Consider the following 22,834-nt stretch of genomic DNA (forward strand, 5'->3'; position numbering starts at 1 on the left):
GCACGCCGTCGCCCATCGCTGAGCTCGTCTCCCCGCTCTTGCGGGAACCGTTTCCCATCAGCGGCAACTGCACCCCACGGACACGCCGCACTCGACCCGCGCCGAACGGGAACCCGCCTCCGGCGTGGGCCGGTCGGCATCGCGGCCGGACGACGGGACTTCCCGGAGCTGGCTCTCAGGCCCTTGCGTCCGCCGTGGCGCGTGCTGAATTCCTCGGTATTCAGTGTTGCTATCTACTGGTACTTAGCGATACTGTCTACCAGTAGTCAGCGTCGCTTGGTAGGGAGGGGATGAAGGCATGGGCAACCAGATGACCGAGATGCTGAAGGGCACCCTCGAAGGCATCGTCCTGGCGATCCTGGCCCGCAGGTCCGCGTACGGCTACGAGATCACCGCGTGGCTGCGCGACCGCGGGTTCTCGGACATCGCGGAAGGCACCATCTACGCACTGCTCGTCCGCGTGGAGCAACGGGGGTTCGTGGACGTGGAGAAGGTGCCCTCCGAGAAGGGGCCCCCGCGGAAGGTGTATTCGCTCAACGCGAAGGGGCGGGACCAACTCGCCGAGTTCTGGAGGACCTGGAGCGTCCTCGCGGATCGCATCGAGCAACTCCGTCACAACGGCAACCAAGACGACCGGGGAGTATGAGCATGGCCGCGAAGTGGATCGAGACGCTTGTCGGATCGCTTGAGCAGAAGAAGCAGTACAAGCACCACATGGCCCGGATCGAGGCCCTGCCGGAGCCCTATCGCGGCTCGGCCAAGGCTCTGCACCGGTACTTCATGTACCAGGGCGGGATCCCCGACGGCGACATGCTCATCACCATGCTCGGCGACTTCGTCGACCTCTGGGAGCGTGCGGTCGCCGACGGAACGCCGGTCCGCGCCGTCGTCGGTGACGATCCGGTGGAGTTCGCCGAGACCTTCCTGCAGGCGTACGCCAGCCGGCAGTGGATCGACAAGGAGCGCGAGCGTCTCCGTAAGGCGATCGACGCCGCCGACGACAACAACGGGCAGGAGGACAAAGCGTGACCACCGCGACGCGTGAACCCGCGATCAGAGTGCGGGCCGTCACCAAGTCCTACCAGGACCTGCACGTGCTGCGAGGCGTCGACTTCGACGTGGCGGCCGGGAGCATCTTCGCGCTGCTCGGCTCGAACGGTGCCGGAAAGACCACGCTGGTGCGGATCCTGTCGACGTTGCTGAAGGCGGACAGCGGCAGCGCGACCGTCCACGGCTTCGACGTCGCCTCGGCTCCGGCCGACGTACGCAGGTCGATCAGCCTGACCGGCCAGTTCGCCGCGGTCGACGAGGTGCTCACCGGCCGGGAGAATCTGATCCTGGTCGCGAAGCTCCGCCACCTGAAGGACCCGGGCACGATCGCCGACGATCTGCTCGCCCGCTTCTCGCTCACCGATGCCGGCAACCGCAAGGCGGGCACGTACTCCGGCGGCATGCGACGGCGGCTCGACATCGCGATGAGCCTGGTCGGCAACCCGCCGGTCGTCTTCCTCGACGAGCCGACCACCGGCCTCGACCCGCAGGCCCGCATCGAGGTCTGGCAGACGGTCAAGCAACTCGCCGAAGGTGGCACGACCATCCTGCTGACCACTCAGTACCTCGACGAGGCCGAGCAGCTCGCCGACCGGATCGCGATCCTGCACAAGGGCACGATCATCCAGAACGGCACTCTCGCCGAGCTGAAGCAACTTCTCCCGGCCGCCAAGGTCGAGTACATCGAGAAGCAGCCGAGCCTCGAGGACGTCTTCCTCGCCCTCGTTGGCGAGACCAGTGACGCCGCCGACCAGCCGGCCACGCCCGCAGGAGAGGAAACCCGATGACCGCGCACGCTCTCAGCGACACCGGAACCCTCACCGGCCGCTCCCTGCGTCACATCCTCCGCAGCCCGGACACCATCATCACCACGGCGATCACCCCGATCGCGCTGCTGCTGCTCTTCGTGTACGTGCTGGGTGGAGCCATCAACGCCGGCACCGGTGAGTCGTACATCAACTACATGCTGCCGGGCATCCTGCTCATCACCATCGCCTCCGGTATCGCCTACACCGCGTACCGCCTGTTCCTGGACATGCAGGGCGGCATCTTCGAGCGCTTCCAGTCGATGCCGATCTCGCGTCCCTCCGTGCTCTGGGCGCATGTCCTGACCTCGCTCATCGCCAACCTGACCTCGCTCGTGATCGTCATCGGCGTGGCCCTGATCATGGGGTTCCGCACCAGCGCATCCCTGCTCGACTGGCTGGCCGCCGCCGGCATCCTGATCCTGTTCACCCTCGCCCTCAGCTGGATCGCCGTGGTGCCGGGCCTGACCGCCAAGACCATCGACGGCGCGAGCGGCTTCAGCTACCCGCTGATCTTCCTGCCCTTCATCAGCTCGGCGTTCGTCCCCACCGACTCGATGCCCGGCCCGGTCGCCTGGTTCGCCGAGAACCAGCCCGTCACGTCCATCGTGAACACTCTTCGCGCGCTGTTCGCCCAGGAACCCGTCGGCAACGACCTCTGGATCGCCCTCGGCTGGTGCGTTGGGCTGCTCGTGGTCGCCTACCTCGGCGCGACAGCGGTCTACCGCAAGAAGATCAGCTAGCCGATCGCACGAAACAGCGCCGCATCCGCACGGATGCGGCGCTGTCGGTCGTCGACGACGGCACTCAGCAGCATGCCGACCGCTGCTACGCCCAAGCGCTCGCCGACCAGGGCTCCGGGGACGGAAACCTCGTGGCCTGATGGCTAAGCTCACATGCCCGCCAGGCACGCGACCGAGTCCCTGCCCCTGAACACGCGGCTCAGTACGCGAGGTTGAGGTGAGCCCGATGGTGCTTGCGCTGCTCGATCAAATCGACGAATCCGAGCGCATAGTCCGGGCCGGAGATCGCTCCGCCGTCCTCGGGCTGAACAGCGACGTCGTCACCGACCCGGTACGTGCCCAGCCGCTCGCCTGGCACGTGCGCGCCGAAGCTGCTCGCCGGGCTCACGAACACCCAGTCGAGCGTCTTCGGCGTGGCCGGAAGGTCGTCGGTGACCAACGCCGACATGGTGACGAGCTCGTTGTGGTACTCGGCGGGGGCGTCGTTCAGGTTGGTCACGAAGCGCGGCGAGCCGGCGGCCGGGCGTAGCGACGAGAAGCCCCCGACGACGTACAGCGGGATCCGCTCGGCGTCGGCGATACGCGCGATCATGGCGTACACGTCGCGGAAGGGGGCGGCTAGCGGACCACGCGGCGCAAGCGCCCCAACCACAACGTCGGCACCGGAGATGACCGAAGTGACCGCCGCCTCGTCGGTGATGTCGCCCGAGACGTACGTGACGCCCGGGGTGGGTTCGGCCGGAACTGACCGATTGAACGCGGTGACCTCGTGACCGCGAGCGGCGGCTTCGGCGACGATCGCCGATCCGGCGTAGCCGGTACCGCCGAGGACGGTTATGCGAGACATGAAGTTGCCCTTCGTGCTGAATTTGCGGGACCCCGTGATCGGGCATCTCTGGTTACGATAGGAGACCAGATCTCTATCGGAAAGAAGGCACTTTTTGGTAACCACGCAGGCTGCGGCCTTCCTCGGCGACCCATATCACGCCGACTGTCCGACCCGGCGCATCCTCGACCGCATCGGCGACCGGTGGACCGTCCTGATCGTCAGCGTCCTTGGCGATGGTGACGCCCGCTTCTCCGAGCTTCGGCGGCGCATCGAGGGCGTCTCGCAGAAGATGTTGACCCAGACCCTGCGAGGGCTGGAACGCGACGGCCTTGTACGCCGTACGGTCCACCCGGAGGTGCCGGTCCGCGTCGAGTACGCGCTCACCGAGGCCGGCCAGACACTGCTGGGGCCGCTGCGTGCACTTCAGCAATGGTCGATCGAGCACCTCGGCGACGTGTCTGCATCGCAGGACGCCTACGACAAGCGGTCGGCGCCCCGGCTTGACGGTCCACGACTGCCCGGCGAGCTGCCGGCGGCGTGACCGCATGTCACGACCGTACAGGGCGGGCTCAGTGGTGGAGGGCGCGTTCGAAGACCACGCGGTTCGCGCGTACGTACTCCGCGTCGTTGAGATACTGGATGTGATGCCCGTCCGTGAGGTGACCGGCGAAGGCGGCGTTGCCGGCGGCTGCCTGGGCGTGCATGAAGTCGACGAGTGCGTGCAGCCGGGCTACGGTGACATCGACCAGGTCGGATCGGGCGCTGTCGTCCAGCCCGTAGTGGTCGCAGAACGTCCGGAGCCGAGCGGCCTGTTCCTCGGTGGTTCCGAAGCCGTCCGTGTTCCCCGGCGCGGTCATTGGCACCCACCGGTAGGCCGCGTAGGCGACATCCCAGATCCGGGGCCCGGGCTGGGCGTGGTCGAAGTCGATGATGCCCACGACGCGGTTGCCGTCGAGCACGCAGTTGTGTGGCGCGTAGTCACCGTGACAGATGACCTCGACCGGTTCGGTCGCCGGCACCTGCCAGCCGTCGCCGGGTGCTTGCCGCGCGTACTCGGCGGTCGCGTCGTGATACGCCCGCAGCAGCGCGGCGGCACTCTCCAACGCCTCGACCGAGGCCGCCGCGGGGGTGGGCGGATAGTTCGACACCTCGCCCGGCAGGAAATCGAGGATCTCGAAGCCGGGCTCGCTCGTGTCGCGTACCCGGGGTGCCGCGGTGAAGCCCTGGGCGGCGAGATGCCGCAGCAGTTCGTGGACCCGAGCGGACCAGGGTCCGGCAGGTCGACGCACCGTGTCGCCGATCCGAACGACCTCGTTGACGCCGCCGCCCGTCAGGATCTCCCGCTCGACCATCCGCCCCACTCCGTCGCGTCGACGTCCGTCCCGTCCGGCCACACGCCGACCGACCACCCGTCGGCTCCGCTTCGTCTACGTTAGCGTCACCGCACGAGCTCGTGTTCGACGAGCCGCTGACCGGGCTGCGGACCACCGTCAGTCTCCACCCCGCTGCCGGCGGCACCGAGCTGACCGTGCACCAACGCCGACTGCCCGCTGAGCTTCGCACGGCCCAGGCGGCCGAAGGGCTCGCCTCGATCCTGGACGGGCGCATCCACTACGGAAAGGCCGCGGTCGCGGTGGACAGCGACGACCCGGCGCGGCTGCTACTGCGGTTCGCCGACGGCGGGTCCGCCGCAGCGACCGTCGTCGTGGGCGCGGACGGCGTCGGGTCGGCACTGCGCACGCAGCTCATGCCGGACGCGGACCCGGCGAACACCGGAATGGTGGGCATCTACGGCCGGTCGCCCCTGTGGCGCCACGGTGAGAACCTCATCCCGGACGCACTGCGTGCCAGTGGGGTCCTGGCCATCGCCGACCGGCCGGGCCGCGCCTTCTTCTTCACCTCCATGCGCTTCGGCGAGCGCCCGCAGGAGGCGTTCGCGCGCCTGGCCCCGGGCAGCTATGCGCCCACCGGCGACGACTACGTCATGTGGGCGCTGCTGCTCCCCCAGGAGGAGGTGCCCATCGACGTACGCGGACACCTGCTGGCGCAGTGGAAACTGGCGGCCCGGCTGAGTACTGACTTCCACCCGCTCATCCGACGGCTGGTCGACACCGCCGAGGTCGACGCCACGGTGCTCAACTTCTTCACCACCGGCCAGCGCCCACACCGATGGGCGGTCCCCCGGGCGACGATGATGGGTGACGCCGTGCACGCCATGCCGCCGTTCGGCGCCCACGGCGGCAACACGGCGCTCCGCGACGCCGCGCTGCTCGGTCGCAGGCTGGTCGAGGCCCGAGCGAGCGGCACGCCGGTGGAGAAGGCGATCGCCAGCTACCAGAGCGAGATGGCGCCCTACGCCTTCCGCGCCGTCGACACCGCCGCCCGGCTGATGCGCCGCCTCACCGGGCGCGCGGCCGCACCCCACTGGGTGCTGACCCGCCTGTTACCTCGGCTGCACCCGGTCACCGTGCCCGAGGCATGATGGCGGACATGTCTGCCAAGCCGGCCCGTGCCTGCGCGATCGCCGACCTGATGCGCGCCGGACGGGAGACCTCGCGGCTGTCCATGGTGTTCCGCTACGCCATCGCGGAGCGGCTCGGCCTCACCGTCAGCGACCTGGAATGCCTGGACTATCTGGCGGACGTCGGTTCCGCCAGCGCGGGGCAGGTCGCCGAGCGGACCAATCTCACCACCGGGGCGGTGACCAGCATGCTCCGCCGACTCCAGCAGGCTGGTTACGTGACGGCCGAGCGGGATCCGGCCGACCGGCGGCGCGTGATCGTCACCCTGCGGCCCGAGCGGACCGCCGAGCTAGGACGACCGTACGAACGGTTCGCCGCACAGGCGGAACGGCTCGTCGAGGGCTACTCCGTCGAGGAGATCGAGCTGTTGGTCCGGCACAACGAGCGCATGCAAGAGATGTACCGCGCCGAGTTGGACCGCCTTCGCTGATGACGAGATCCCAGGTTCTACCGTCCGTCCAACGCCAAGGCGGTCGAGCCGATCGACTCCGTGGTCGACCTGGCCTCAGCGGCGTGCGAGTTCGTCCCTTCGCCCCGCCCGAGCAACTGCACGGGGCGGGGTTCGACTGAGTTCCGGACGTAGCAGCCCGGTGCCGGATCTCGTCGACGCCTACGGCACAAGAGCGGCGGCAACAGGGCGGTGGCGACGAGGGGGTCCCGGTCGAGGGTGGTAAGGCGGAGGAGGAGGCCAGGCCGGTGTTGTATGGCCGACAACGCCGCCAGCCGAAGTGCCAGGGACCGCCACAATCGCCGCGGCCCCCGCAAAGGTGTACGCGGAGCACGAGCGGGCGATGGTGGCGGGCACGCGGGCGTACGCCGAGCGCTTCAACACCCTGCTGCGCATCGCCTTCGACTTAGAGCCCGCGCAGAATGGCGAGGCTGGACGGGCGTGCCTGAACGCTTGGCCGGGTCCTGGCCGGCGCGAACCGACACGACTCACCGCTGTTGGCCCCCACCCTCGACCGGCTTGACGACCTGGGCCCACTCCCCGAGGCCATCACGGTGCACCTTGACGCCGGATACGACTCCGCGGTCACCCGCACGCTGCTGGCCGAACGCGGCCTGACCGGCAAGATCGCCCACAAGGGCGACAAGGCGCCCATCCAGGCGGGCCAACGATGGCATGTCGAACGGACGAACAGCTGGCACAACGCGTTCAACCGACTGCAACGCTGCTACGAACGAACCGAGAAGGTCATCGACGCGTTCTTCGACCTCGCCGACGCGATCATTACCGTCCGTAGCCTGATCAGGCGAGCATGGACCACCTACCGGTGGGACACTCGCCCCACCCGCCGCCGATGATCACCACCAATCTGCGCGACCCCTTAGACACCGGTGGGAGTTCCCGGCCGGCCGCGGGGCCGGCCGGGTAGCCCGTCACGCGTCCGCAGTCCGGTCCCGGCGATCCGATACGGACACCCCACGCCGTGGCGTGATCGACGCGACAGCAGCCGCGCCGAGGACCAGAGCCGGAACCACGAAATAGACACCATCGCCGAGGCCGAGCAGCAGCCCCCAGGCAAACATCACCATCGCCGCCAGCACCGTCGTGACACCCACCACGCGACCTGCCAGATCCGCAGCGAGGGGCAACAAAGCCGCGACCGTCGGCACGCCCAGCAGATAGCCAGCCGCGGCACCGCTGTCCGACAGTATGTCGGGCAGCACGGCAACGACGATCCCCAGCGTCACCCCGAGCGCGAGCAGTCGCAACGACCGCCCCAGTGCGCCCGACGTAGCGCGCCGAGGACTCAGATAGACGATCGCTACCGCCGCGATGAACAGCACCAGCACCGCGCCGACAACGGCAGCGACAGTCATGACATCTCCTCCGCTTCAATAAGTTCCGCGACCCGCGACTCATTCACGTCGACCCGCCACTGCTTCCGCAGCGAGTCGGTGAGCTGACGCAGACGCTCGTCCTTGCGATGCGAGGCCATCGCCGACGCTACCTGATAGGCCACATCTTCGTCCCAGGTCGGCTCCCGCCGAACCAGAGCGGACACGCGTCAGGTCGGGTATCGACGACCAATGTGTCGCAGGAAAGCGCCACCGGTGAAACCCGTAGCGCCCAGCACCGCGATGCGGGTAGCGGACTCCGTCACCACAGGAATGGGACGAGCCGCTTGCGGCCGGCCGCGAACTCCGCGTACCCGGGGATGGTGAACATAAGATCCTCCTCCACCCTGATCCGACGCAGGATCGCCGGTATGAACAGCAACAGCAACGACAGAGCGCTGATCGGGTTGAGATAGAAGAAAACCAAACCGACGTGGGAGAGAATCATCCCGGTATAGGCAGGATGCCGTAACGGCCGATACGGGCCGGTTCGCACGATCTGGTGCCCCTCCACGGTCCGCACGCGATGCGAATAGAACCGGCCGAGCGAGCGGATCGCCGCCAGTCGCAGCCAGACGCCAGCCATCAGCAGCACTGGCGCCAGCAGCAAGAGGGGATCCCACCGGTCCCACACCGAGTGCAGGTGGAGAGCCGCCAGCGCAGTGACGAGCCGCGCGAGACCGTACATCTGCTCGCTGCCCCGGTCTGCAGCTGAGGTATGGTCGACGGCCGTGCGGACGGTGATCCGCGCCTCCAGCAGCATCCAACCCTCGTAGATCGCGATCAGCACCAACGCGACCGCCGAACGTGGCCCGCTCCAGGCGGCGACCTCACGCACCAGCGCGACACCCAGGATCACCTGACCGGCGGCGAACATGAGCACCGGAAACCGCCGGGCGACAAACCTCATGCCGAGCTCGACAGGGTCGATGCCGCGTCGAGGTTCCGGAGTCGGCGATAGACGGCTGGTGCCAGCGCCCGGCCGCGAACGTCGATCCGTCCGATGCACCGCTCGCCGGACCACGCCTCGACCTCGAAACCACGGACACGCGGATTGCACCCCTGCCCGTGGGATCGCAGCGAGACAGGCTGCGCCCAGACAACGGACTCGGAGAGCTGCACCCGAAGCGAGGTGATGACGTACTGCCAGTCCAGCGGAATCCTGTTGATCGCATGTCCGGCCATGATGATCAGCTGCCGCACCCCCTCCACGAGCAGTGTGGTGGGCGCGATGCGTCTCCTCAGGTCAGCAGACGGCACCGGCATGTCCGCTCCGAAGCCGATCACCGGCGTGCCGACCGGCCGGGTCCATAGTGGGGTCACGAGCACGTTCGAGGCGGACAACTTGTGCACCAGCCGGCGTTCGGCCCGCAGGGCCGGGGCACCACAATCGTCGTAGGAGGGTACGACCGTCTCCGGGTCCGGCGCGCCCGGATCGACCCTCTCCGCGTGAAGCTCCGCGCTGCAGACCTTGGTCCCGTCCTGCCTCGCCTCCGCCAGAAGCACCCCCGTACCGACGGATACGTCGCCGACGCCCGCGTGGCGGACCCGCACGACAGTCGGTGAGTCCTTCTCGCAGAAGCCCGGAAAACGGAAGGTCATCTTGGCGATCCGATTCCGCGCTGAAACATGGCACAGGCATGGCCGTCCAACACCTGCGCGGAGGCCCACGTCAGCGGTCCGCCGGTCCAGACCCCCCGGTCGGTGCCGCCGATGTGCTGCCACCGACGCAGCAAGAGTCGGAGCCCGTCGCCGGTCGCCTTGGCGCACGTCTCCGCGATCGTCCACAACCGGGCAAACTCACTGTTGCGGGCGGTCCTGGTGCCGATCGCCATGACGCGTTCCACGTCCTCCGGCGAGAAGACCCTCTCCAGCAGCCGCCGATCGAAGGACCGCACTTCCTCGATGTCGATGCCGATCGCGCCGGACTCCGCGAGTGCCACCCCCACGACGCGACCACTGTGCGTCGCGTTGAAGGACGGTCCGCGGCTGCTGGGTGAGACCACGCGCGGGCGTCCCCCGGGGCTGGTCTCGACCTGCACGTCGACCACCGGGATCGCCATCCATTCGGACAAGAGACGACGAACGAGGGCCCGGGAGACCAGCGACTCGTCCGGCAATTCGCGACCTGGCCCGGCGCCCCGTGCGAGTGCGGCCAGCCGCGTTCGCACCCCGTCGCCGAGCACCGCAGGCACGGTCGTGGCGACGACCAGAGGTCGGCCGCTCCGCGCCGCTGTGGACATCCGGTCGGCCAGCAGTGTTCGCCCGACGACCCGATCGGTGCGATGGATCACGAGGCGGCGAGGGTCAGCGCGGTCTTCTCGCTGCCGCGCCGCTGCCGCGCCGAGCCCTCGACGCGTTGGCGGCACACCTGCAACAACCCGACGCCACCACAGGCCGGAGCACATCATCCACCCGAGGACGGAGCACATCATGACGCAGCGGAGCCAGCGCGACCTCGTCGCGGATTACCTCGACGGCTTCCGGACGAGCGACCACCGGCGAATCCTCGCCACCCTCCAGCGCGTGTAGGAGGACGGCCCGGTGGTCGTCACCACCGGCGAGGGGTGGGGGACAAGCGTCGGGCACGGACCGTTCCGGTTCGCCTTCAACGACCTGTTCACCTTCCGCGACGGACTGATCGCCCGCGTCGACTCCTACGTGGTCCCACTGCCCTGAGTCGATTGGCGGCCGTCAGTCGAGCTGTTGAGCCAGGCCGACGACGATGCCCTCGGGGCCGCGTACATAGCAGAGCCGGTAGCTGTTCTCGTACTGCGCCACCTCGCCGACCAGGTCGGCCCCGTGGGCGCGTAGGCGGGCGACGACGTCCTCGATGTCGTCGACGGCGAACATGATGCGCCGGATGCCCAGGGTGTTGGCCGGCGCCTCCTGCGGCTCGGGGGTGATCGCCTTCGGCGTGTGGAACGTCGCCAGTTCGATGCGGCCGTGGCCGTCGGGGGTCCGGAGCATCGCGACGTCCTGCCGGACGTCGTCGATGCCGATGACGCGTTCCACCCAGCGCCCCTCGATCGGTGCCCTGCCCTCCAACTCCATGCCGAGTTCGACGAAGAACGAGATGACCCTGTCAAGGTCGTGGACCACGATGAGGACGTTGTCCAACCGCTGGATCGCCATACTGGTCTCCTTTGCAGGTGATGCGGCCACGGCGGCCGAAACCGATCAATCGCGCAGCAGCGCGTTGAGTCGGGCGGCCTGCCGGGTGAGATGGTCGATTTCGGGAAGGCTGGGTGCCGATCGGGCGGCCTTCGCGTAGAGCCGCGCCGCGGTCGCCAGGTCGCCGTCACGCTCGTGCAGGTAGGCGGCGACAGCGGCGTACCGGGGCAGGGCGGGGTCGAGATCCGCCAGGGCGGCCAGGCCGGCCCGTGGTCCGTCGGCCTCGCCGACCGCGACGGCCCGGTTGAGGCGGGCCACCGGGCTGTCGGTGAAGCGCACCAGTTCGTCGTACCACTCGACGATCTGCACCCAGTCGGTCTCCTCGGCCGTGCGGGCGTCGGCGTGCAGCGCGGCGATGGCGGCCTGCGCCTGGAATTCGCCCAGACGCTCGCGGGCCAGGGCGTTCTGGAGCACCTGCACACCCTCGGCGATCAGGCGGGTGTCCCAGAGACTGCGGTCCTGTTCGGCCAGCGGCACCAGGCGGCCGCCGGCGGTGGTCCGTGCCGTGCGACGGGCGTGATGGAGCAGCATGAGCGCGAGCAGGCCGGCCACCTCCTCGTGCCGGATCCTGGCCGCCAGTTGGCGGGTGAGTCGGATCGCCTCGGCGGCGAGGTCGACATCGCCGGAGTAGCCCTCGTTGAAGACCAGGTAGAGCACGCGCAGCACGGTGGCGACGTCTCCGGGCTGGTTGAATCGGACTCCGGTGACGGTCCGCTTGGCCCGGCTGATCCGCTGCGCCATGGTCGTCTCCGGCACCAGGTATGCCCGGGCGATCTGGCGTGTGGTCAGCCCGCCCACCGCCCGCAGCGTCAGCGCCACGGCCGAGGCCGGGGTCAACGACGGATGCGCGCACAGGAAGTACAGCGCGAGCGTGTCGTCCACCGGTTCGCCCGGCCCGGCCGTGGGCGCCACCTCCGCCAGGGCCTCGCGCCGTCGCCGCGAGGTGTCCGCGCGAGCCGCGTCGAGGAACTTGCGCCAGGACACGGCGACCAGCCAGCCCCTGGGGTCGCGGGGCGGGTCGGTCGGCCATGCCCGGACGGCCTCGACCAGCGCGTCCTGCACGGCATCCTCGGCCGTCGCGAAGTCGACTCCGCGACGGACGAGGATGCCGATCACGGCGGGGGTAAGGGTCCGCAGGACGGACTCATCCACCGTGCGTCACTCCGAGATGGTCGGCGGCTCGGTCAGGAACGGCCGCACCTCGAGCCACTCGTGCAGCGGCTTACCGCCGGCACCCGGTGCCGCGGACAGCTCGCCGGCCAGTTCCAGCGCCCTGTCGTACGTCTCGACGTCGATCACCATCCAGCCGGCGATCAGATCCTTGGTCTCGGCGAACGGGCCGTCGGTGACCGGCGGTCGTCCCTCGCCGTCGTAGCGGACGAACGTTCCCTCCGGGGAGAGCGCCTGACCCTCGACGAACTCGCCGGTGTCTTCGAGCCGAGCCGCGAAGTCGCGCATGTACTGCACGTGGGCCGAGATCTCCTCGGGCGTCCACTGGTCCATCGGCACGTCGTGCAGCGGGGTCGGGCCGCCACGGTAGTGCTTGAGCAGCAGGTACTTGGCCATCGGATGCTCCTTGTCAGGTACGGGGCCATTGTGGCCGCGTTCGCAACGAGGACGGAGCCCGACCCGGCTTCTCGACATGCCGCCGGGAGATTTTTCGCTGAGATTCGTCGGACGCCCCTCACACCGGTACCGCCGCCACCCCGGCCAGGCAGGTAAGCGCCCGGGCGGTGGCGGTCGACGTGGCGGGCAGCAGCGGAGGACGGACGAGCGGCGTCGGAATCCGCCCCCGGGCGTGCAGCACCGCCTTGATCACGGCGGGGTTGGGCTCGGCGAACAGCGCGGCCGAGAGGGCGGCGAGCCGGTGGCCGAGCGGCCGGGCCCGGGCGACGTCGCCGGACCGCCAGGCCGAGACCAGCTCGGCGTAGTCGGCGGTGCTTGACGCCCACCAGGCCGGGCAGCCCGGCGAGGCGGCGCAGCGTGCCGACGCCGAGCTGCTGCCCGGTGCGGTACGGAACGTGGTACGCGATGAGCGGCACGGGGGACTCCTCGGCCAACCGGGCGTAGTGCGCGAGTACCGCCTCCTCGCCGGGGCGGAGAAACGGCGGGACCAGGCAGAGCGCCGCCGTGACCTCGGGTCGCTCGGCGAGGGCCCGCAGCTCCGGCGCGGTGTGCGCGCCGACCAGGAGACCGGCCCGGTGCCCGCGGCAGGCCGCGGCGACGGCGTCGACGACCATCCGCTGCTCGACGGCGCTGAGGGCGTGCGGCTCGGCGGTGGTGCCGAGGGCGACCAGACCGACCGCACCGGCCGCCAGCACCTCGTGGGCGATAGTGCGCAGTGCGTCGAGGGCGACGGCGCCGTTCCCGTCGAACGGCGTGATCATGGGTACGTAGAGCCCGGCAGGTGTCATGCTGCCAGCCTCCGACAGCAGAAGATGAAGCACCAATTCCGATTGCTCACCGAATACGTAAGCTGAACTGATGCTTGACGTTCGCCGGCTCCGCCTGCTGCGGGACCTGTCCCACCTCGGCACCATCGCCGCCGTGGCGGAGGCGCACACCTACACGCCGTCCGCCGTCTCCCAGCAACTCGCCGCGCTGCAACGCGAGGCCGGTGTCGCGCTCCTGGAACGGGCCGGCCGGCGGGTCACCCTGACCCCGACCGGGGAGGCGCTGGTCCGGCACGCCGAGGTCGTCCTCGCCGCGCTGGAGGCGGCCGACGCGACCCTCGCCGCCGCGCGGGGCGGGCTCTCCGGCACGGTACGCATCGGCGCGTACCCCAGTGCGGTGCGTACCCTGCTGCTGCCCGCCCTGGTCGCGCTCGGCCGTGACCATCCGGCGCTGGACCTGATGGTCACCGAGTTGGACCCGGTCGCGGTGCCCGACGCGCTGCGCGACCGCCGCCTCGACGTGGCCCTCGTGCACGACTACGACATCGTGCCCGTCGATCCGGATCCGGCCCTGGACTCGGTGCCACTGCTCGACGAGACGGTGTTCCTGGCCGTCGGGGCGGACCGCCACCTCACCGGTGATCCGATGCGCTCGGTACGCGACGCGGACTGGATCGTCGGCAGCCCGGGCACGCTCTGTCACTCGGTGACCCTGCACGCGTGTGAGCTGGCCGGCTTCCGCCCGACAGTGCGTCACCACGCGGACGACTTCACCGCCGTGCTCGCCCTGGTCGCCGCCGGTCAGGGCGTCGGACTGGTACCCCAACTGGCGGTCGAACGGCCGCCCACCGCGGTGGTCCTCGTTCCGCTCACCATCCGGCGGCGGACCCGGATTGCCTATCGGCAGGGCGCGGGTGGCCATCCCGCGGTGGCCGCCAGCATCGCCGCGCTGCGTGCCGCCGCCAGCGACCTGCCCGCCGCGCAACCGGCCGGGTCCTGATCCGCCGCCGGTGCCGCGTACGCGAGAGAATTGGGTGGCTCACGCGTGCACGCGGCGCGAGGATCTCGGCGTGACGCTGCACCAGGGTGAGATTCCGGTCGACGAGGATGTCGTCAGGTCGTTGGTGACCCAGCAGTGCCCACAGTGGGCGCACCTGCCGTTGTCCCGGGCGGGCGCGGGCACCGACAACACCATGTACCGGCTCGGCGCCGGCCTGCTCGTGCGGCTGCCGCGCACCGCCGACAAGGCGCCGTCGCTGCGCAAGGAACAGCGCTGGCTGCCCCGGCTGGCGCCGCTGCTCGGCTGCCGTATCCCGGAGCCGGTGCACACCGGCGTACCCACCCGTGCCTTCCCCCTTCCCTGGTCGGTCTACCGGTGGATCGACGGCGACGAGGTCGGGCCGGAGACGGTCGCGGACTGGGCGGCCCTCGGCGCCGACCTGGCGGCGGTGGTCCGGGAGCTGCACGGCCTCGACCTCATGGGGGCGACCCGCACGGGCGAGCTGAGCTGGTACCGCGGGGGAGACCTGCGGCCCTGTGCCGAGTGGGTCGGCCGTGCCCTCTCCGACTGCCGTGCCATCGTCGGCGCGGAGATCGACGTCGACACCCTGGAACGGCTGTGGCTGATGGCTCTCGCCCGGCCCGAACCGTCCGGACCACAGGTGTGGCTGCACGGCGATCTGAGGCCCACGAACCTCCTGGTCCGACACGGCAGACTGCACGCGGTCATCGACTTCGGTGGCCTGTCGGTCGGCCTGCCCGACGCCGAGCACGCTCCGGTGTGGGATCTGCCGCCCGAGGCCCGCCACGCCTACCGGAACGCCGTCGACGTGGACGACTCGACCTGGATACGCGCCCGCGCCTGGGCGATCGCCGTGGCCGCCAGCGGTATCTCCTACTACCAGCACAGCTACCCGGCGTTCGTGGCCGAGTGCCGGGCCCGCCTCCAGGCGATCCTCGCCGAATAGCACACGTCGTGGGAGTGGACGGCCGGCAATACGGTGTGGTCGATGCCACGTTGGTCGAGAACCTCCAGGATCTTGCCCACCGTCCTGGTGGGGCTGTTGGTCGCGATCCTTCTCACCGGCGACCGGGGGAGGGGCGGCGCGGCGCGCCTGCGGCTGGAGGTGACGCCGGCCGTGGCGCTCGCCGACCAGCCGCTGCGGGTACGCGTGACCGGCCTGGCCGCGAGGGAACGGGTGGTGATCGCCGCCGAGGCCGAGGATCACGCGGGGCGCCGGTGGCGCGCGGAGGCGACGTTCGTGGCCGACGCCAACGGCGTGGTGGACGTGTCCCAGGACGCCCCGATCGACGGCTCCTACTCGGGCGTCGACCCGATGGGCCTGTTCTGGTCGATGGATCCACTGGACGGCGACACCTCCTACTTCGACCCGGTCTGGCCGCACGTCCGGCGTGACTTCCCGGTCCGGTTGTCGGCTGCGGGTGGCGGGCGTGCGCCCGCCACCGTCACCGTCCGGCGCGACTGGACGGCGGGCCAGGTCTCCTTCACCGAGCTGACCCGGGCAGCCGACGGGGTTCGCGGGCTGCTCGTCCTGCCGCCGCCGGACGTGCCACGACGGCGCGGGGTGCTGTGGTTCGGTGGCTCGGAGGGCGGCGTCGGCGGGCTGTACGACGCGCCGCTGCTGGCCTCCCGGGGGCACCCGGTGCTGTGCCTGGGCTACTTCGGAGCGCCTGAACTGCCGGACGGCCTGCACAACATCCCGTTGGAGTATTTCGTCGCCGCCGCCGAACTGCTCGCCCCGCACTCCGATGGCGAGGTGGCGGTGCTGAGCTACTCACGCGGCACCGAGGCCGCGCTGCTGCTGGCGCAACAGCGCCCCGACCTGGTGCGCGCCGTCGTCGCCTACGCCCCGAATAGCCGTGTCTATCCCGGGTACCCGGACTCGGGAGCGCCCGCCTGGACCTACCGCGGCCGACCCGTGCCGACCGGCCGCATACCGGTCGACCGGATCGACGGACCGGTGCTGGCCATCGCCGGGGAGGACGACCTGCTCTGGCACGCGCCGACCTTCGCCGCCGAGCTGGTGCTGGCCCTCGGTGGCCCACCCCACCGGGTGCTGCTCTACCCGGACGCCGGTCACGGCGTGGGTACCTTCCCGTATCTGCCGTCGAAGACGGTGCACCGGGGGCGCACCGGCGTGCATGACCATGGCGGCTCCCGGGCGGGCGACGCCGCCGCCCGGCGGGACGGGTGGTCCGAGGTGCTCGCCTTCCTCGCCGCCCTCTGACGGCGCCACCGGCTGACGGCGCGGCCTACGGGGTGCCGGTGCCCCGGCCGCGATCGTCGAGGACCAGCGGAGCCCGACCGCGCACCGCGTACCGGATGTGGGTGACCTGCGGGCTGGCGACCACCCGCTCGGGAGTCAACTCGATCGCCTCGAAATCGTCGAGACCCAGCTCGTCGAAGATCCGTAGCCCGGCACCGAGGACGACCGGCACCACGTGCAGCTCCAACTCGTCGAGCAGCCCCGCCCGCAGCACCTGCCGGACCAGGCTGCCGCCGCCGGCCACCGCGACGTTCTTGTCACCGGCGGCGGCCCGCGCCTGAGTCACGGCGCTGGCCAGCCCGTCGGTGACGTAGGTGAAGCTGGTGCCACCCTGGCGGTGCAGGGTCGGGCGGGGCCGGTGGGTCACCACGAACACCGGCGCGCGGAACGGTGGTTCGTCGCCCCACGGCACCTCGCCACCGTCGGCCATCCGGCGGCCCATCACGTAGGCGCCGGCCGCGGCGAACGACTCGGCGATGATCTCGGAGTCGGCGTCGTGCCGGCCGCCGGCGAAACCCTGCCGCTCGCGCCACGCCATCGCCTCGGTGGCCCACCGGGTCACCCGGAAGAACCCGTGGCTCTCCGCCGACCGCAGCCAGTCGCCGTCGCCGTCGTGCTGTGGGCCGGCGTAATAGCCGTCCAGCGATACCGACAGTTGGGCGGTCACCTTCGTCATGTGCTGTTCCTCCCGGGGTGCGCGGCACCCACAGTGGGTGCCGCTCCACCTATGGATCGGAGCCGGAGGGCGCACTTCTACCGGCATTAGAGGTGACGTGGCTCACATCAAGGACGATTCGGGTCACTCGCTTCGGCGGCGCGGCGCAGCAGGTACCGCCGTTCGGGGTCGCTGCCGGCGTGCTGCGCCGCCGCTCGCCACCGCACGGCGGCGGCGGGCCGGTCGTCGGCGAGTTCCAGCAGGTGGGCGCGGACGGCGTGCAGCCGGTGGTGCCCGGCCAACGGCCCCGACTCCAGCTCGGCGAGCAGGGCCAGCCCGGCGGCGGGCCCGTGGACCATGCCCACCGCCACCGCCCGGTTCAGGGTGACCACCGGGTTCGGCGCGATCTGCTCCAGCACCTCGTACAGGGCGAGCACCTGGGGCCAGTCGGTGGCCTCGGCGCTCGGCGCCTCGGCGTGCACCGCCGCGATGGCGGCCTGGACCCGGTACGGTCCCGCTGGCCTGGCGGCCAGACTCCGTTCGACAAGTGCGCAACCCTCGGTGATTGCCACCCGGTCCCACCGCTGGCGGTCCTGCTCCGCCAGCGGCACCAGGTCGCCGTTCCGGTCGACCCTGGCCGCCGCTCGGGCCTCGGTGAGCAGCATCAACGCGAGCAGGCCGGTCGTCTCGGCGTCGTCGGGCAGCTGCTCGTGCAGCCGGCGGGTCAACCGCAGCGCCTGCCCGGTCAGGTCGGCGCGGCGTAGGTGCGGGCCGTTGCTGGCGCTGTATCCCTCGTTGAACATCAGGTACAGCACCTGGCGTACGACGACCAGCCGGGCTTCCCGTTCCGCCTCCGGTGGCGGTGCGAACCGGGCACCCGCTTCCCGCAGGCGCAGTTTCGCCCGGGAGATCCGTTGCCCCATCGTCCGCTCCGACACCAGGAAGGCGGCGGCGAGTTCAGCGGTGGTGAGCCCGCCCACGGCACGCAGGGTCAGGGCCAACTGGGCGGGCGCGGACAGCGCCGGATGGCAGCAGAGCAGGAACAACTCCAGCAGGTCGTCGCGGGGCGGCTCGGTGTCGGGCGGCGGGGCGACCAGCGCGTCGCGGGGGGTGAGGTCCAGCGCCGTACGTTCGCGGCGGGTGCGGGCGGCCTCGGTGCGTACCCGGTCGACGTAGCGGCGGGCGGCGACGGTGTGCAGCCAGCCCGACGGTTGCTCGGGAACTCCGTCGAGCGGCCACCGCTCGACGGCGTCGACAAGCGCCTCCTGCACAGCGTCCTCGGCCGGGCCGAAGTCGCCGTGCCGGCGCACGAGCGTGGCCAGCACCTGCGGCGCGAGCCGGCGCAGCAGGTCGACGCTTGTCGCATCGAGGCTCAGTGGTCCGCTCCGGTCATCAGCGGCCAGATCTCCAGGCCGCCGCTGGCGGTGCCGAACCGCAGACCCGGATAGCCACGGGCGATCTCCACGGCCCGCTGCTCGTCCTCGACGTCCACCACGAGGTACGACCCGACGTACTCCTTGGCTTCCAGGTACGGCCCGTCGCTGACCACCGGAGTGCCGGCGACGATCCGCACCGACCGGGGGCGTGTCTCCAACCCCTGCACGTCGACCAGTTCGCCGGAGGCCCGCAGCGCCTCGGTGAAGGCGTCCACCTCACCGATCAGGGCGGTCAGGTCGCGCTCCGGGAGACTGCCCCAGATCTCCTCGTTGCCGTAGATCAACATCAGATACTTCATGTCTCGCCTCCATGAGAGTCGATATGTCCGGAAACGGACAGGACGCCGGTGCTGGCCCCGACGCACTGTTGTAGCAGGTAGCGAGGCTGCGGATGGCGGGCCACATCCGATCCTCCGGCCGGAACGTCCCACCGGCCGCCAGTACGGATTCCCCCCGGGGCGCGTCGCCGCGCCATCCGGCTCCGGCCCGCCGTCGCCGACCAGCCGCACCGACGGTGTTGCACCGCTGGTCACGGCGACCAAGCCAGGAAGGGGCTGCCATGGCCGCTCCCATCGCCAACGCCTCGATGAACCCCACCACCTACTCACCCGGCGAGCAGATGCTGCTGACCGTCGACTACGGCGACGCGGACAACCAGCGGCTCACCGTGACGGTCACCGTGGCCGACGCGCAGGGCAACCGCAGTGCCCCCGTCTCGGTCACCGCCGTGATCGATCCGCTCACCGTGACCGTCGCCGACGACTCGGGGCGCACCTGGTCCCGGGTCTCCGACAACGGCGCGGTCGCCGTGTTCCGGGCGGTGGCGTGATGCCGAGGGTGACCGTCACGGTGCGTGACTCCGCCAGCCGGACCGCCAGCGCCACCGTCGCCTACACCGTGCTGCCGCCGGTGCTGGGTGGCTACTACCTCTCCGGTGGTGCGGATCCGACGGCCGACATGACCGGCGGCAACTTCCGGTCGCTGACCCAGTACCGCAGCTTCGCCGACGGCTACATCTTTCCCGGGTACCAGCGGCCCTGGCTGATCACCCTCGGGCGCGCCGGGGTGCAGCTCAACATGGTGCTCGAGCTGAAGCACTACGGCGCGCCCGACACCGGGCCGCAGAGCTTCACCGTGGACGGGGTGCGGTACACCGTGCCGGCGCCCGCGATGACCATTCAGCAGCGGCCGGGCACGATCTGGCCGAGGGCGTACGGCTACGGCCAGGTCATCTCCGGGCAGTGCGACGGGTTGTTCGCCCGGGCGCTGTCGCAGTACCGGACGATGGGCTTCGGGGTGAACATCCAGCTCGCCTCCGAACTGGACACCGATCACGAGTTCGGCACCATCGAGGCCGGCAAGGCGTACACCTGGGCCGAGTCGGACGCCCGGGCGGTGCAGGCGGTGACGTACATCGTCAACTGGTTCCGGGCCAAGGGGCTGCCGCAGGGCAGCACCTTCTCGGTCGGGGTCGGCGGCTTCAACCGGGACTGCTACCGGCGCACCCACCCGGAGGCGCTGATGACGCGGCTGGACTACCTCCAGTGGAACGTCTACGCGACAAGTCCCAGCCACACCGCGCTGGAGCGGTTCCGGCGCACCAAGGACTGGGCGGTGGCCGACCTCGGCCCGGTCGCGCTGTCCCGCCCGGTGATCATCGCTGAGTGGGGCGTACGGGTCATCGAAATCCCCGACCAGGCGGCCTGGATCGCCACCGTGCCGCCGGCCATCGCCCGGCTCAACGCCGAACGTGGCCCCCTGATCGCCCGGACGAACTACTTCAACTCCGGCTGGGGCACCCTCAGCCCGAAGGCGACCGGGCTGGCCGCGTTGCGGGCCGCGTACGCCCGGCCGCCGTACGGCTGAACCGCGGAACGGCTGAACCCGTAGGGCGGCCCGGTCCGGTGTGACTCCCGGACCGGGCCGCTGTCCGTCCGCCTCCTTGACAGCGGTGCCACACTGGTTGCATGGTTAGTTACATGAGTAATGAACCAGCAAACCAGTGTGGCGACGGGGCACGGTCGACGTGATGGAGGACAGTCGGCCGATCTTCCTTCAGATCGCGGAGCTGCTGGAGAACTCGATCCTGGAGGGGACCCTCGCCGAGGAGGGCCAGGTGCCCTCCACGAACGAGCTGGCCGCCTTCCACCGGATCAACCCCGCGACCGCCGCCAAGGGGATCAACAAGCTGGTCGACGACGGAACTCTCTACAAGAAGCGAGGAATCGGCATGTTCGTCTCTCCCGGCGCCCGAGCGAAGCTCCGCGGCCGGCGCCGCGACGAGTTCGCCCGGCAGTACGTCCGGCCTCTGCTGACCGAGGCGCGCAAGCTCGGCATCGAACCGCCCGAACTCAAGAACATGATCGATACCTGGGAGGAGGATCGATGAGCGCGGTCGTCACCGTCACCGACCTGACCAAGCGGTACCAGGGGGTCAGCGCCCTGGACGGGGTCACCTTCTCGCTCGCCGAGCATCGGATCCACGGCCTGCTGGGGCGCAACGGGGCCGGCAAGACCACCCTGATGCAGATCCTCACCGCGCAGAACTTCGCCACCAGCGGCGAGGTGAGCGTCTTCGGGCAGCACCCGTACGAGAACGAGCAGGTGCTCTCCCGGATCTCCTTCATCAAGGAGAGCCAGACCTATCCGTCGAACCTGCGGGTCACGCACGTCCTGCGCGCCGCCGGCCTGCTCTACCCGGGCTGGGACGAGGAGTTCGCCCAGCGGCTGGTCGACGTGTTCCAGCTGCCGCGCGGGCGCAACGTCCGCAAGCTCTCCCGCGGCATGCTCTCCGCGCTCGGCATCGTCGTCGGGCTCGCCTCGCGCGCCCCACTGACCTTCTTCGACGAGCCCTACCTGGGCCTGGACGCCGTGTCCCGGCAGCTCTTCTACGACCACCTGCTGGCCGACTACACCGAACACCCCCGCACCATCGTGCTGTCGACCCACCTCATCGACGAGGTCAGCGACCTGATCGAGCACGTACTGCTGATCGACCGGGGCCGGCTGCTGCTCGACGTCGAGGCGGAGGCGCTGCGCGGCCAGGTGGTCACCATCTCCGGCCCGGTCGCGGCGGTGGACGAGTTCGCCCGTACCGGCACCGAACTGCACCGGGTGTCGCTCGGCGGCACGGTCCGGGCCACCGTACGCGGCGACTTCGGCCCGGCCGCGTACGACCGCGCCCGCTCGCTGGGGCTCGGTGTCGAAGCGTCCTCGCTCCAGGACATCGTCGTCCGTCTGACCACCTCGACCAACGGGCACGCGGCCGGTAGCGCCGCCGTGACAGACAGGGAGGCCGTCCGATGAACCGCGCCCTGACCGTGGCCCGGCTCCAGCTCGTCGCCTGGCGCGGCGTGGTCGGCTGGCCGTGGGGGGTCCTCGCGCTCAGCTTCCTCATCAACCTGGCGCTGTTCAGTGCGATGAACGAGGCCGACGACTTCCAGCCGACCACCGGTGGGCTGATGAGCATCTACGTGGTGATGTTCGTCGCCAGCATCAACGCGATCACCCAGGACTTCCCGTTCGCGCTCGGGCTGGGCGTCTCCCGTCGCAGCTTCTACCTCGGCAACGTGCTCAACTACCTCGGGCAGGCGATCAGCTACGCGGCAGGGCTCTACCTGCTGGCCGTGATCGAGGAGGCCACCGACGGGTGGGGCGTCAACCTGACCTTCTTCGGCATTCCCTTCCTGCTGGTGGACAACCCGGTGCTGCGGTTCCTCGGCTTCGCGATCCCGTTCCTGCTGCTCGGCTTCGTCGGCGCCGCCATCGCGCTGGTCTTCAAGCGCTGGGGAGTCAACGGCCTGCTGATGCTGAGCACCGCCGCGTTGGCCGGGGCCGGTGGGCTCGTCGTGCTCGCCACCTGGCGGGGCTGGTGGTCGGTGATCGGCGGCTGGTTCGCCGACCAGCCGGGCTGGGCGCTGCTGGTCGGCTGGCCGGCGCTGCTGGCCCTGCTGCTCGCCGGTCTCAGCTACCTGACCATCCGACGCGCGACCCCCTGACCGTCGACGGGCCGGCGTCCGAGACGGGTGGACGCCGGCCACCCGGCGCACCGTGGACGGGGGCGGCCCCTCCCGATCGGGATCGATCGGGAGGGGGCG

29 protein-coding genes and 2 pseudogenes are annotated in these 22,834 nt (G+C 70.3%); 17 read left to right on the forward strand and 14 right to left on the reverse strand.

The window, feature by feature from the left end; genetic code table 11:
• The first annotated feature begins 298 nt into the window (after nucleotides 1-298).
• Genes AC2CHE_RS08525 through AC2CHE_RS08540 form a run of 4 tightly spaced genes read left to right on the forward strand, consistent with a single transcriptional unit; the run spans nucleotide 299 to nucleotide 2,599 of the window.
• On the forward strand, nucleotides 299-646 hold the full coding sequence (locus tag AC2CHE_RS08525; protein WP_484504347.1) for a PadR family transcriptional regulator: 348 nt from the start codon (nucleotides 299-301) through the stop codon (nucleotides 644-646).
• A 2-nt stretch (nucleotides 647-648) separates the two neighbouring features.
• Nucleotides 649-1,029, forward strand: a complete 381-nt coding sequence (locus AC2CHE_RS08530; RefSeq protein ID WP_484504348.1) for a DUF1048 domain-containing protein — start codon at nucleotides 649-651, stop codon at nucleotides 1,027-1,029.
• Entirely contained in the window at nucleotides 1,026-1,838 is an 813-nt protein-coding gene (locus AC2CHE_RS08535; protein ID WP_484504349.1) for an ABC transporter ATP-binding protein, read from the forward strand. Before AC2CHE_RS08530 ends, AC2CHE_RS08535 begins: the two co-directional genes overlap by 4 nt.
• On the forward strand, nucleotides 1,835-2,599 hold the full coding sequence (locus AC2CHE_RS08540) for an ABC transporter permease (RefSeq protein ID WP_484504350.1): 765 nt from the start codon (nucleotides 1,835-1,837) through the stop codon (nucleotides 2,597-2,599). Before AC2CHE_RS08535 ends, AC2CHE_RS08540 begins: the two co-directional genes overlap by 4 nt.
• Before the next feature lie 199 nt (nucleotides 2,600-2,798).
• Here AC2CHE_RS08540 and AC2CHE_RS08545 read toward each other — a convergent pair whose 3' ends face one another.
• A complete protein-coding gene (locus tag AC2CHE_RS08545) occupies nucleotides 2,799-3,551 on the reverse strand; it encodes an NAD(P)-dependent oxidoreductase (RefSeq protein WP_484504351.1) in 753 nt (250 codons plus the stop codon).
• Between AC2CHE_RS08545 and AC2CHE_RS08550 the strand changes: the two genes are divergently transcribed.
• The gene (locus AC2CHE_RS08550; protein ID WP_484504352.1) at nucleotides 3,541-3,969 is read left to right on the forward strand and encodes a winged helix-turn-helix transcriptional regulator; all 429 of its coding nucleotides are present in this window, start codon (nucleotides 3,541-3,543) and stop codon (nucleotides 3,967-3,969) included. The two genes, AC2CHE_RS08545 and AC2CHE_RS08550, sit on opposite strands and share 11 nt — an antisense overlap.
• A gap of 28 nt (nucleotides 3,970-3,997) precedes the next feature.
• Here AC2CHE_RS08550 and AC2CHE_RS08555 read toward each other — a convergent pair whose 3' ends face one another.
• Nucleotides 3,998-4,837, reverse strand: a complete 840-nt coding sequence (locus AC2CHE_RS08555; RefSeq protein WP_484504353.1) for an aminoglycoside phosphotransferase family protein — start codon at nucleotides 4,835-4,837, stop codon at nucleotides 3,998-4,000.
• Nucleotides 4,838-4,881: 44 nt separating this feature from the next.
• Between AC2CHE_RS08555 and AC2CHE_RS08560 the strand changes: the two genes are divergently transcribed.
• The 3 genes and pseudogenes from AC2CHE_RS08560 to AC2CHE_RS08570 form a co-directional block, all read left to right on the forward strand.
• Nucleotides 4,882-5,910, forward strand: coding sequence for an FAD-dependent monooxygenase (locus tag AC2CHE_RS08560; RefSeq protein ID WP_484504354.1), 1,029 nt, complete (start codon nucleotides 4,882-4,884; stop codon nucleotides 5,908-5,910).
• 8 nt (nucleotides 5,911-5,918) lie between these two features.
• Nucleotides 5,919-6,380, forward strand: a complete 462-nt coding sequence (locus AC2CHE_RS08565) for a MarR family winged helix-turn-helix transcriptional regulator (protein WP_484504355.1) — start codon at nucleotides 5,919-5,921, stop codon at nucleotides 6,378-6,380.
• Nucleotides 6,381-6,850: 470 nt separating this feature from the next.
• A pseudogene (locus AC2CHE_RS08570) lies at nucleotides 6,851-7,255 on the forward strand (transposase); the annotation flags it as partial.
• A 75-nt stretch (nucleotides 7,256-7,330) separates the two neighbouring features.
• Here the strand turns inward: AC2CHE_RS08570 and AC2CHE_RS08575 are convergent.
• From AC2CHE_RS08575 to AC2CHE_RS08595, 5 genes are all read right to left on the reverse strand, one after another.
• Entirely contained in the window at nucleotides 7,331-7,774 is a 444-nt protein-coding gene (locus AC2CHE_RS08575) for a hypothetical protein (RefSeq protein WP_484504356.1), read from the reverse strand.
• Nucleotides 7,771-7,959 carry a hypothetical protein gene (locus AC2CHE_RS08580; protein WP_484504357.1) on the reverse strand — a complete coding sequence of 63 codons (189 nt, stop codon included), beginning with the start codon at nucleotides 7,957-7,959 and terminating at the stop codon, nucleotides 7,771-7,773. The genes AC2CHE_RS08575 and AC2CHE_RS08580 overlap by 4 nt, the downstream gene beginning before the upstream one ends.
• Nucleotides 7,960-8,054: 95 nt before the next feature.
• Nucleotides 8,055-8,669, reverse strand: coding sequence for a methyltransferase family protein (locus tag AC2CHE_RS08585; RefSeq protein ID WP_484504414.1), 615 nt, complete (start codon nucleotides 8,667-8,669; stop codon nucleotides 8,055-8,057).
• 29 nt (nucleotides 8,670-8,698) lie between these two features.
• A complete protein-coding gene (locus AC2CHE_RS08590) occupies nucleotides 8,699-9,394 on the reverse strand; it encodes an AfsA-related hotdog domain-containing protein (protein ID WP_484504358.1) in 696 nt (231 codons plus the stop codon).
• The gene (locus AC2CHE_RS08595) at nucleotides 9,391-10,086 is read right to left on the reverse strand and encodes a 4'-phosphopantetheinyl transferase family protein (protein ID WP_484504359.1); all 696 of its coding nucleotides are present in this window, start codon (nucleotides 10,084-10,086) and stop codon (nucleotides 9,391-9,393) included. Before AC2CHE_RS08595 ends, AC2CHE_RS08590 begins: the two co-directional genes overlap by 4 nt.
• A gap of 250 nt (nucleotides 10,087-10,336) precedes the next feature.
• Here AC2CHE_RS08595 and AC2CHE_RS08600 point away from each other — a divergent pair, with 250 nt between their 5' ends.
• The gene (locus tag AC2CHE_RS08600; protein ID WP_484504360.1) at nucleotides 10,337-10,471 is read left to right on the forward strand and encodes a hypothetical protein; all 135 of its coding nucleotides are present in this window, start codon (nucleotides 10,337-10,339) and stop codon (nucleotides 10,469-10,471) included.
• A gap of 15 nt (nucleotides 10,472-10,486) precedes the next feature.
• Here AC2CHE_RS08600 and AC2CHE_RS08605 read toward each other — a convergent pair whose 3' ends face one another.
• The 4 genes and pseudogenes from AC2CHE_RS08605 to AC2CHE_RS08620 all read right to left on the reverse strand — a co-directional run bounded on the left by AC2CHE_RS08605 (nucleotide 10,487) and on the right by AC2CHE_RS08620 (nucleotide 13,380).
• Nucleotides 10,487-10,927 (reverse strand): VOC family protein, encoded by a 441-nt coding sequence (locus AC2CHE_RS08605; protein ID WP_484504361.1) that lies wholly within the window; start codon nucleotides 10,925-10,927, stop codon nucleotides 10,487-10,489.
• Nucleotides 10,928-10,972: 45 nt separating this feature from the next.
• Nucleotides 10,973-12,118: an RNA polymerase sigma factor gene (locus AC2CHE_RS08610; RefSeq protein ID WP_484504362.1), complete on the reverse strand. Its 1,146-nt coding sequence runs from the start codon at nucleotides 12,116-12,118 to the stop codon at nucleotides 10,973-10,975.
• A 6-nt stretch (nucleotides 12,119-12,124) separates the two neighbouring features.
• Nucleotides 12,125-12,532 (reverse strand): YciI family protein, encoded by a 408-nt coding sequence (locus AC2CHE_RS08615; protein ID WP_093401356.1) that lies wholly within the window; start codon nucleotides 12,530-12,532, stop codon nucleotides 12,125-12,127.
• Between the two features lie 118 nt (nucleotides 12,533-12,650).
• Nucleotides 12,651-13,380: pseudogene (locus tag AC2CHE_RS08620) on the reverse strand (dihydrodipicolinate synthase family protein).
• Between the two features lie 70 nt (nucleotides 13,381-13,450).
• Between AC2CHE_RS08620 and AC2CHE_RS08625 the strand changes: the two are divergent.
• The 3 genes from AC2CHE_RS08625 (at nucleotide 13,451) to AC2CHE_RS08635 (ending at nucleotide 16,607) form a co-directional block, all read left to right on the forward strand.
• Nucleotides 13,451-14,359, forward strand: coding sequence for a LysR family transcriptional regulator (locus AC2CHE_RS08625; protein ID WP_484504363.1), 909 nt, complete (start codon nucleotides 13,451-13,453; stop codon nucleotides 14,357-14,359).
• A 70-nt stretch (nucleotides 14,360-14,429) separates the two neighbouring features.
• On the forward strand, nucleotides 14,430-15,326 hold the full coding sequence (locus tag AC2CHE_RS08630; RefSeq protein WP_484504364.1) for an aminoglycoside phosphotransferase family protein: 897 nt from the start codon (nucleotides 14,430-14,432) through the stop codon (nucleotides 15,324-15,326).
• 72 nt (nucleotides 15,327-15,398) lie between these two features.
• Nucleotides 15,399-16,607 carry an acyl-CoA thioesterase/BAAT N-terminal domain-containing protein gene (locus AC2CHE_RS08635; protein WP_484504365.1) on the forward strand — a complete coding sequence of 403 codons (1,209 nt, stop codon included), beginning with the start codon at nucleotides 15,399-15,401 and terminating at the stop codon, nucleotides 16,605-16,607.
• A 25-nt stretch (nucleotides 16,608-16,632) separates the two neighbouring features.
• Here the strand turns inward: AC2CHE_RS08635 and AC2CHE_RS08640 are convergent, their stop codons facing one another.
• The 3 genes from AC2CHE_RS08640 to AC2CHE_RS08650 form a co-directional block, all read right to left on the reverse strand.
• The gene (locus tag AC2CHE_RS08640; RefSeq protein WP_484504366.1) at nucleotides 16,633-17,322 is read right to left on the reverse strand and encodes a dihydrofolate reductase family protein; all 690 of its coding nucleotides are present in this window, start codon (nucleotides 17,320-17,322) and stop codon (nucleotides 16,633-16,635) included.
• 107 nt (nucleotides 17,323-17,429) lie between these two features.
• Complete coding sequence (locus tag AC2CHE_RS08645; RefSeq protein ID WP_484504415.1) at nucleotides 17,430-18,677, reverse strand: RNA polymerase sigma factor; 1,248 nt, start codon at nucleotides 18,675-18,677, stop codon at nucleotides 17,430-17,432.
• Nucleotides 18,674-19,036, reverse strand: coding sequence for a YciI family protein (locus AC2CHE_RS08650; RefSeq protein ID WP_484504367.1), 363 nt, complete (start codon nucleotides 19,034-19,036; stop codon nucleotides 18,674-18,676). The genes AC2CHE_RS08645 and AC2CHE_RS08650 overlap by 4 nt, the downstream gene beginning before the upstream one ends.
• A 260-nt stretch (nucleotides 19,037-19,296) precedes the next feature.
• Between AC2CHE_RS08650 and AC2CHE_RS08655 the strand changes: the two genes are divergently transcribed.
• The 5 genes from AC2CHE_RS08655 to AC2CHE_RS08675 all read left to right on the forward strand — a co-directional run bounded on the left by AC2CHE_RS08655 (nucleotide 19,297) and on the right by AC2CHE_RS08675 (nucleotide 22,735).
• Nucleotides 19,297-19,566: a hypothetical protein gene (locus tag AC2CHE_RS08655; protein WP_484504368.1), complete on the forward strand. Its 270-nt coding sequence runs from the start codon at nucleotides 19,297-19,299 to the stop codon at nucleotides 19,564-19,566.
• Nucleotides 19,566-20,603, forward strand: coding sequence for a hypothetical protein (locus tag AC2CHE_RS08660; RefSeq protein ID WP_484504369.1), 1,038 nt, complete (start codon nucleotides 19,566-19,568; stop codon nucleotides 20,601-20,603). Before AC2CHE_RS08655 ends, AC2CHE_RS08660 begins: the two co-directional genes overlap by 1 nt.
• A 163-nt stretch (nucleotides 20,604-20,766) precedes the next feature.
• A complete protein-coding gene (locus AC2CHE_RS08665) occupies nucleotides 20,767-21,126 on the forward strand; it encodes a GntR family transcriptional regulator (RefSeq protein WP_484504370.1) in 360 nt (119 codons plus the stop codon).
• Nucleotides 21,123-22,043: an ABC transporter ATP-binding protein gene (locus AC2CHE_RS08670; RefSeq protein WP_484504371.1), complete on the forward strand. Its 921-nt coding sequence runs from the start codon at nucleotides 21,123-21,125 to the stop codon at nucleotides 22,041-22,043. The genes AC2CHE_RS08665 and AC2CHE_RS08670 overlap by 4 nt, the downstream gene beginning before the upstream one ends.
• Nucleotides 22,040-22,735: an ABC transporter permease gene (locus AC2CHE_RS08675; protein WP_484504372.1), complete on the forward strand. Its 696-nt coding sequence runs from the start codon at nucleotides 22,040-22,042 to the stop codon at nucleotides 22,733-22,735. Before AC2CHE_RS08670 ends, AC2CHE_RS08675 begins: the two co-directional genes overlap by 4 nt.
• Nucleotides 22,736-22,834 lie beyond the last annotated feature (99 nt).

The organism is Micromonospora sp. ATLC16 (assembly GCF_057196645.1).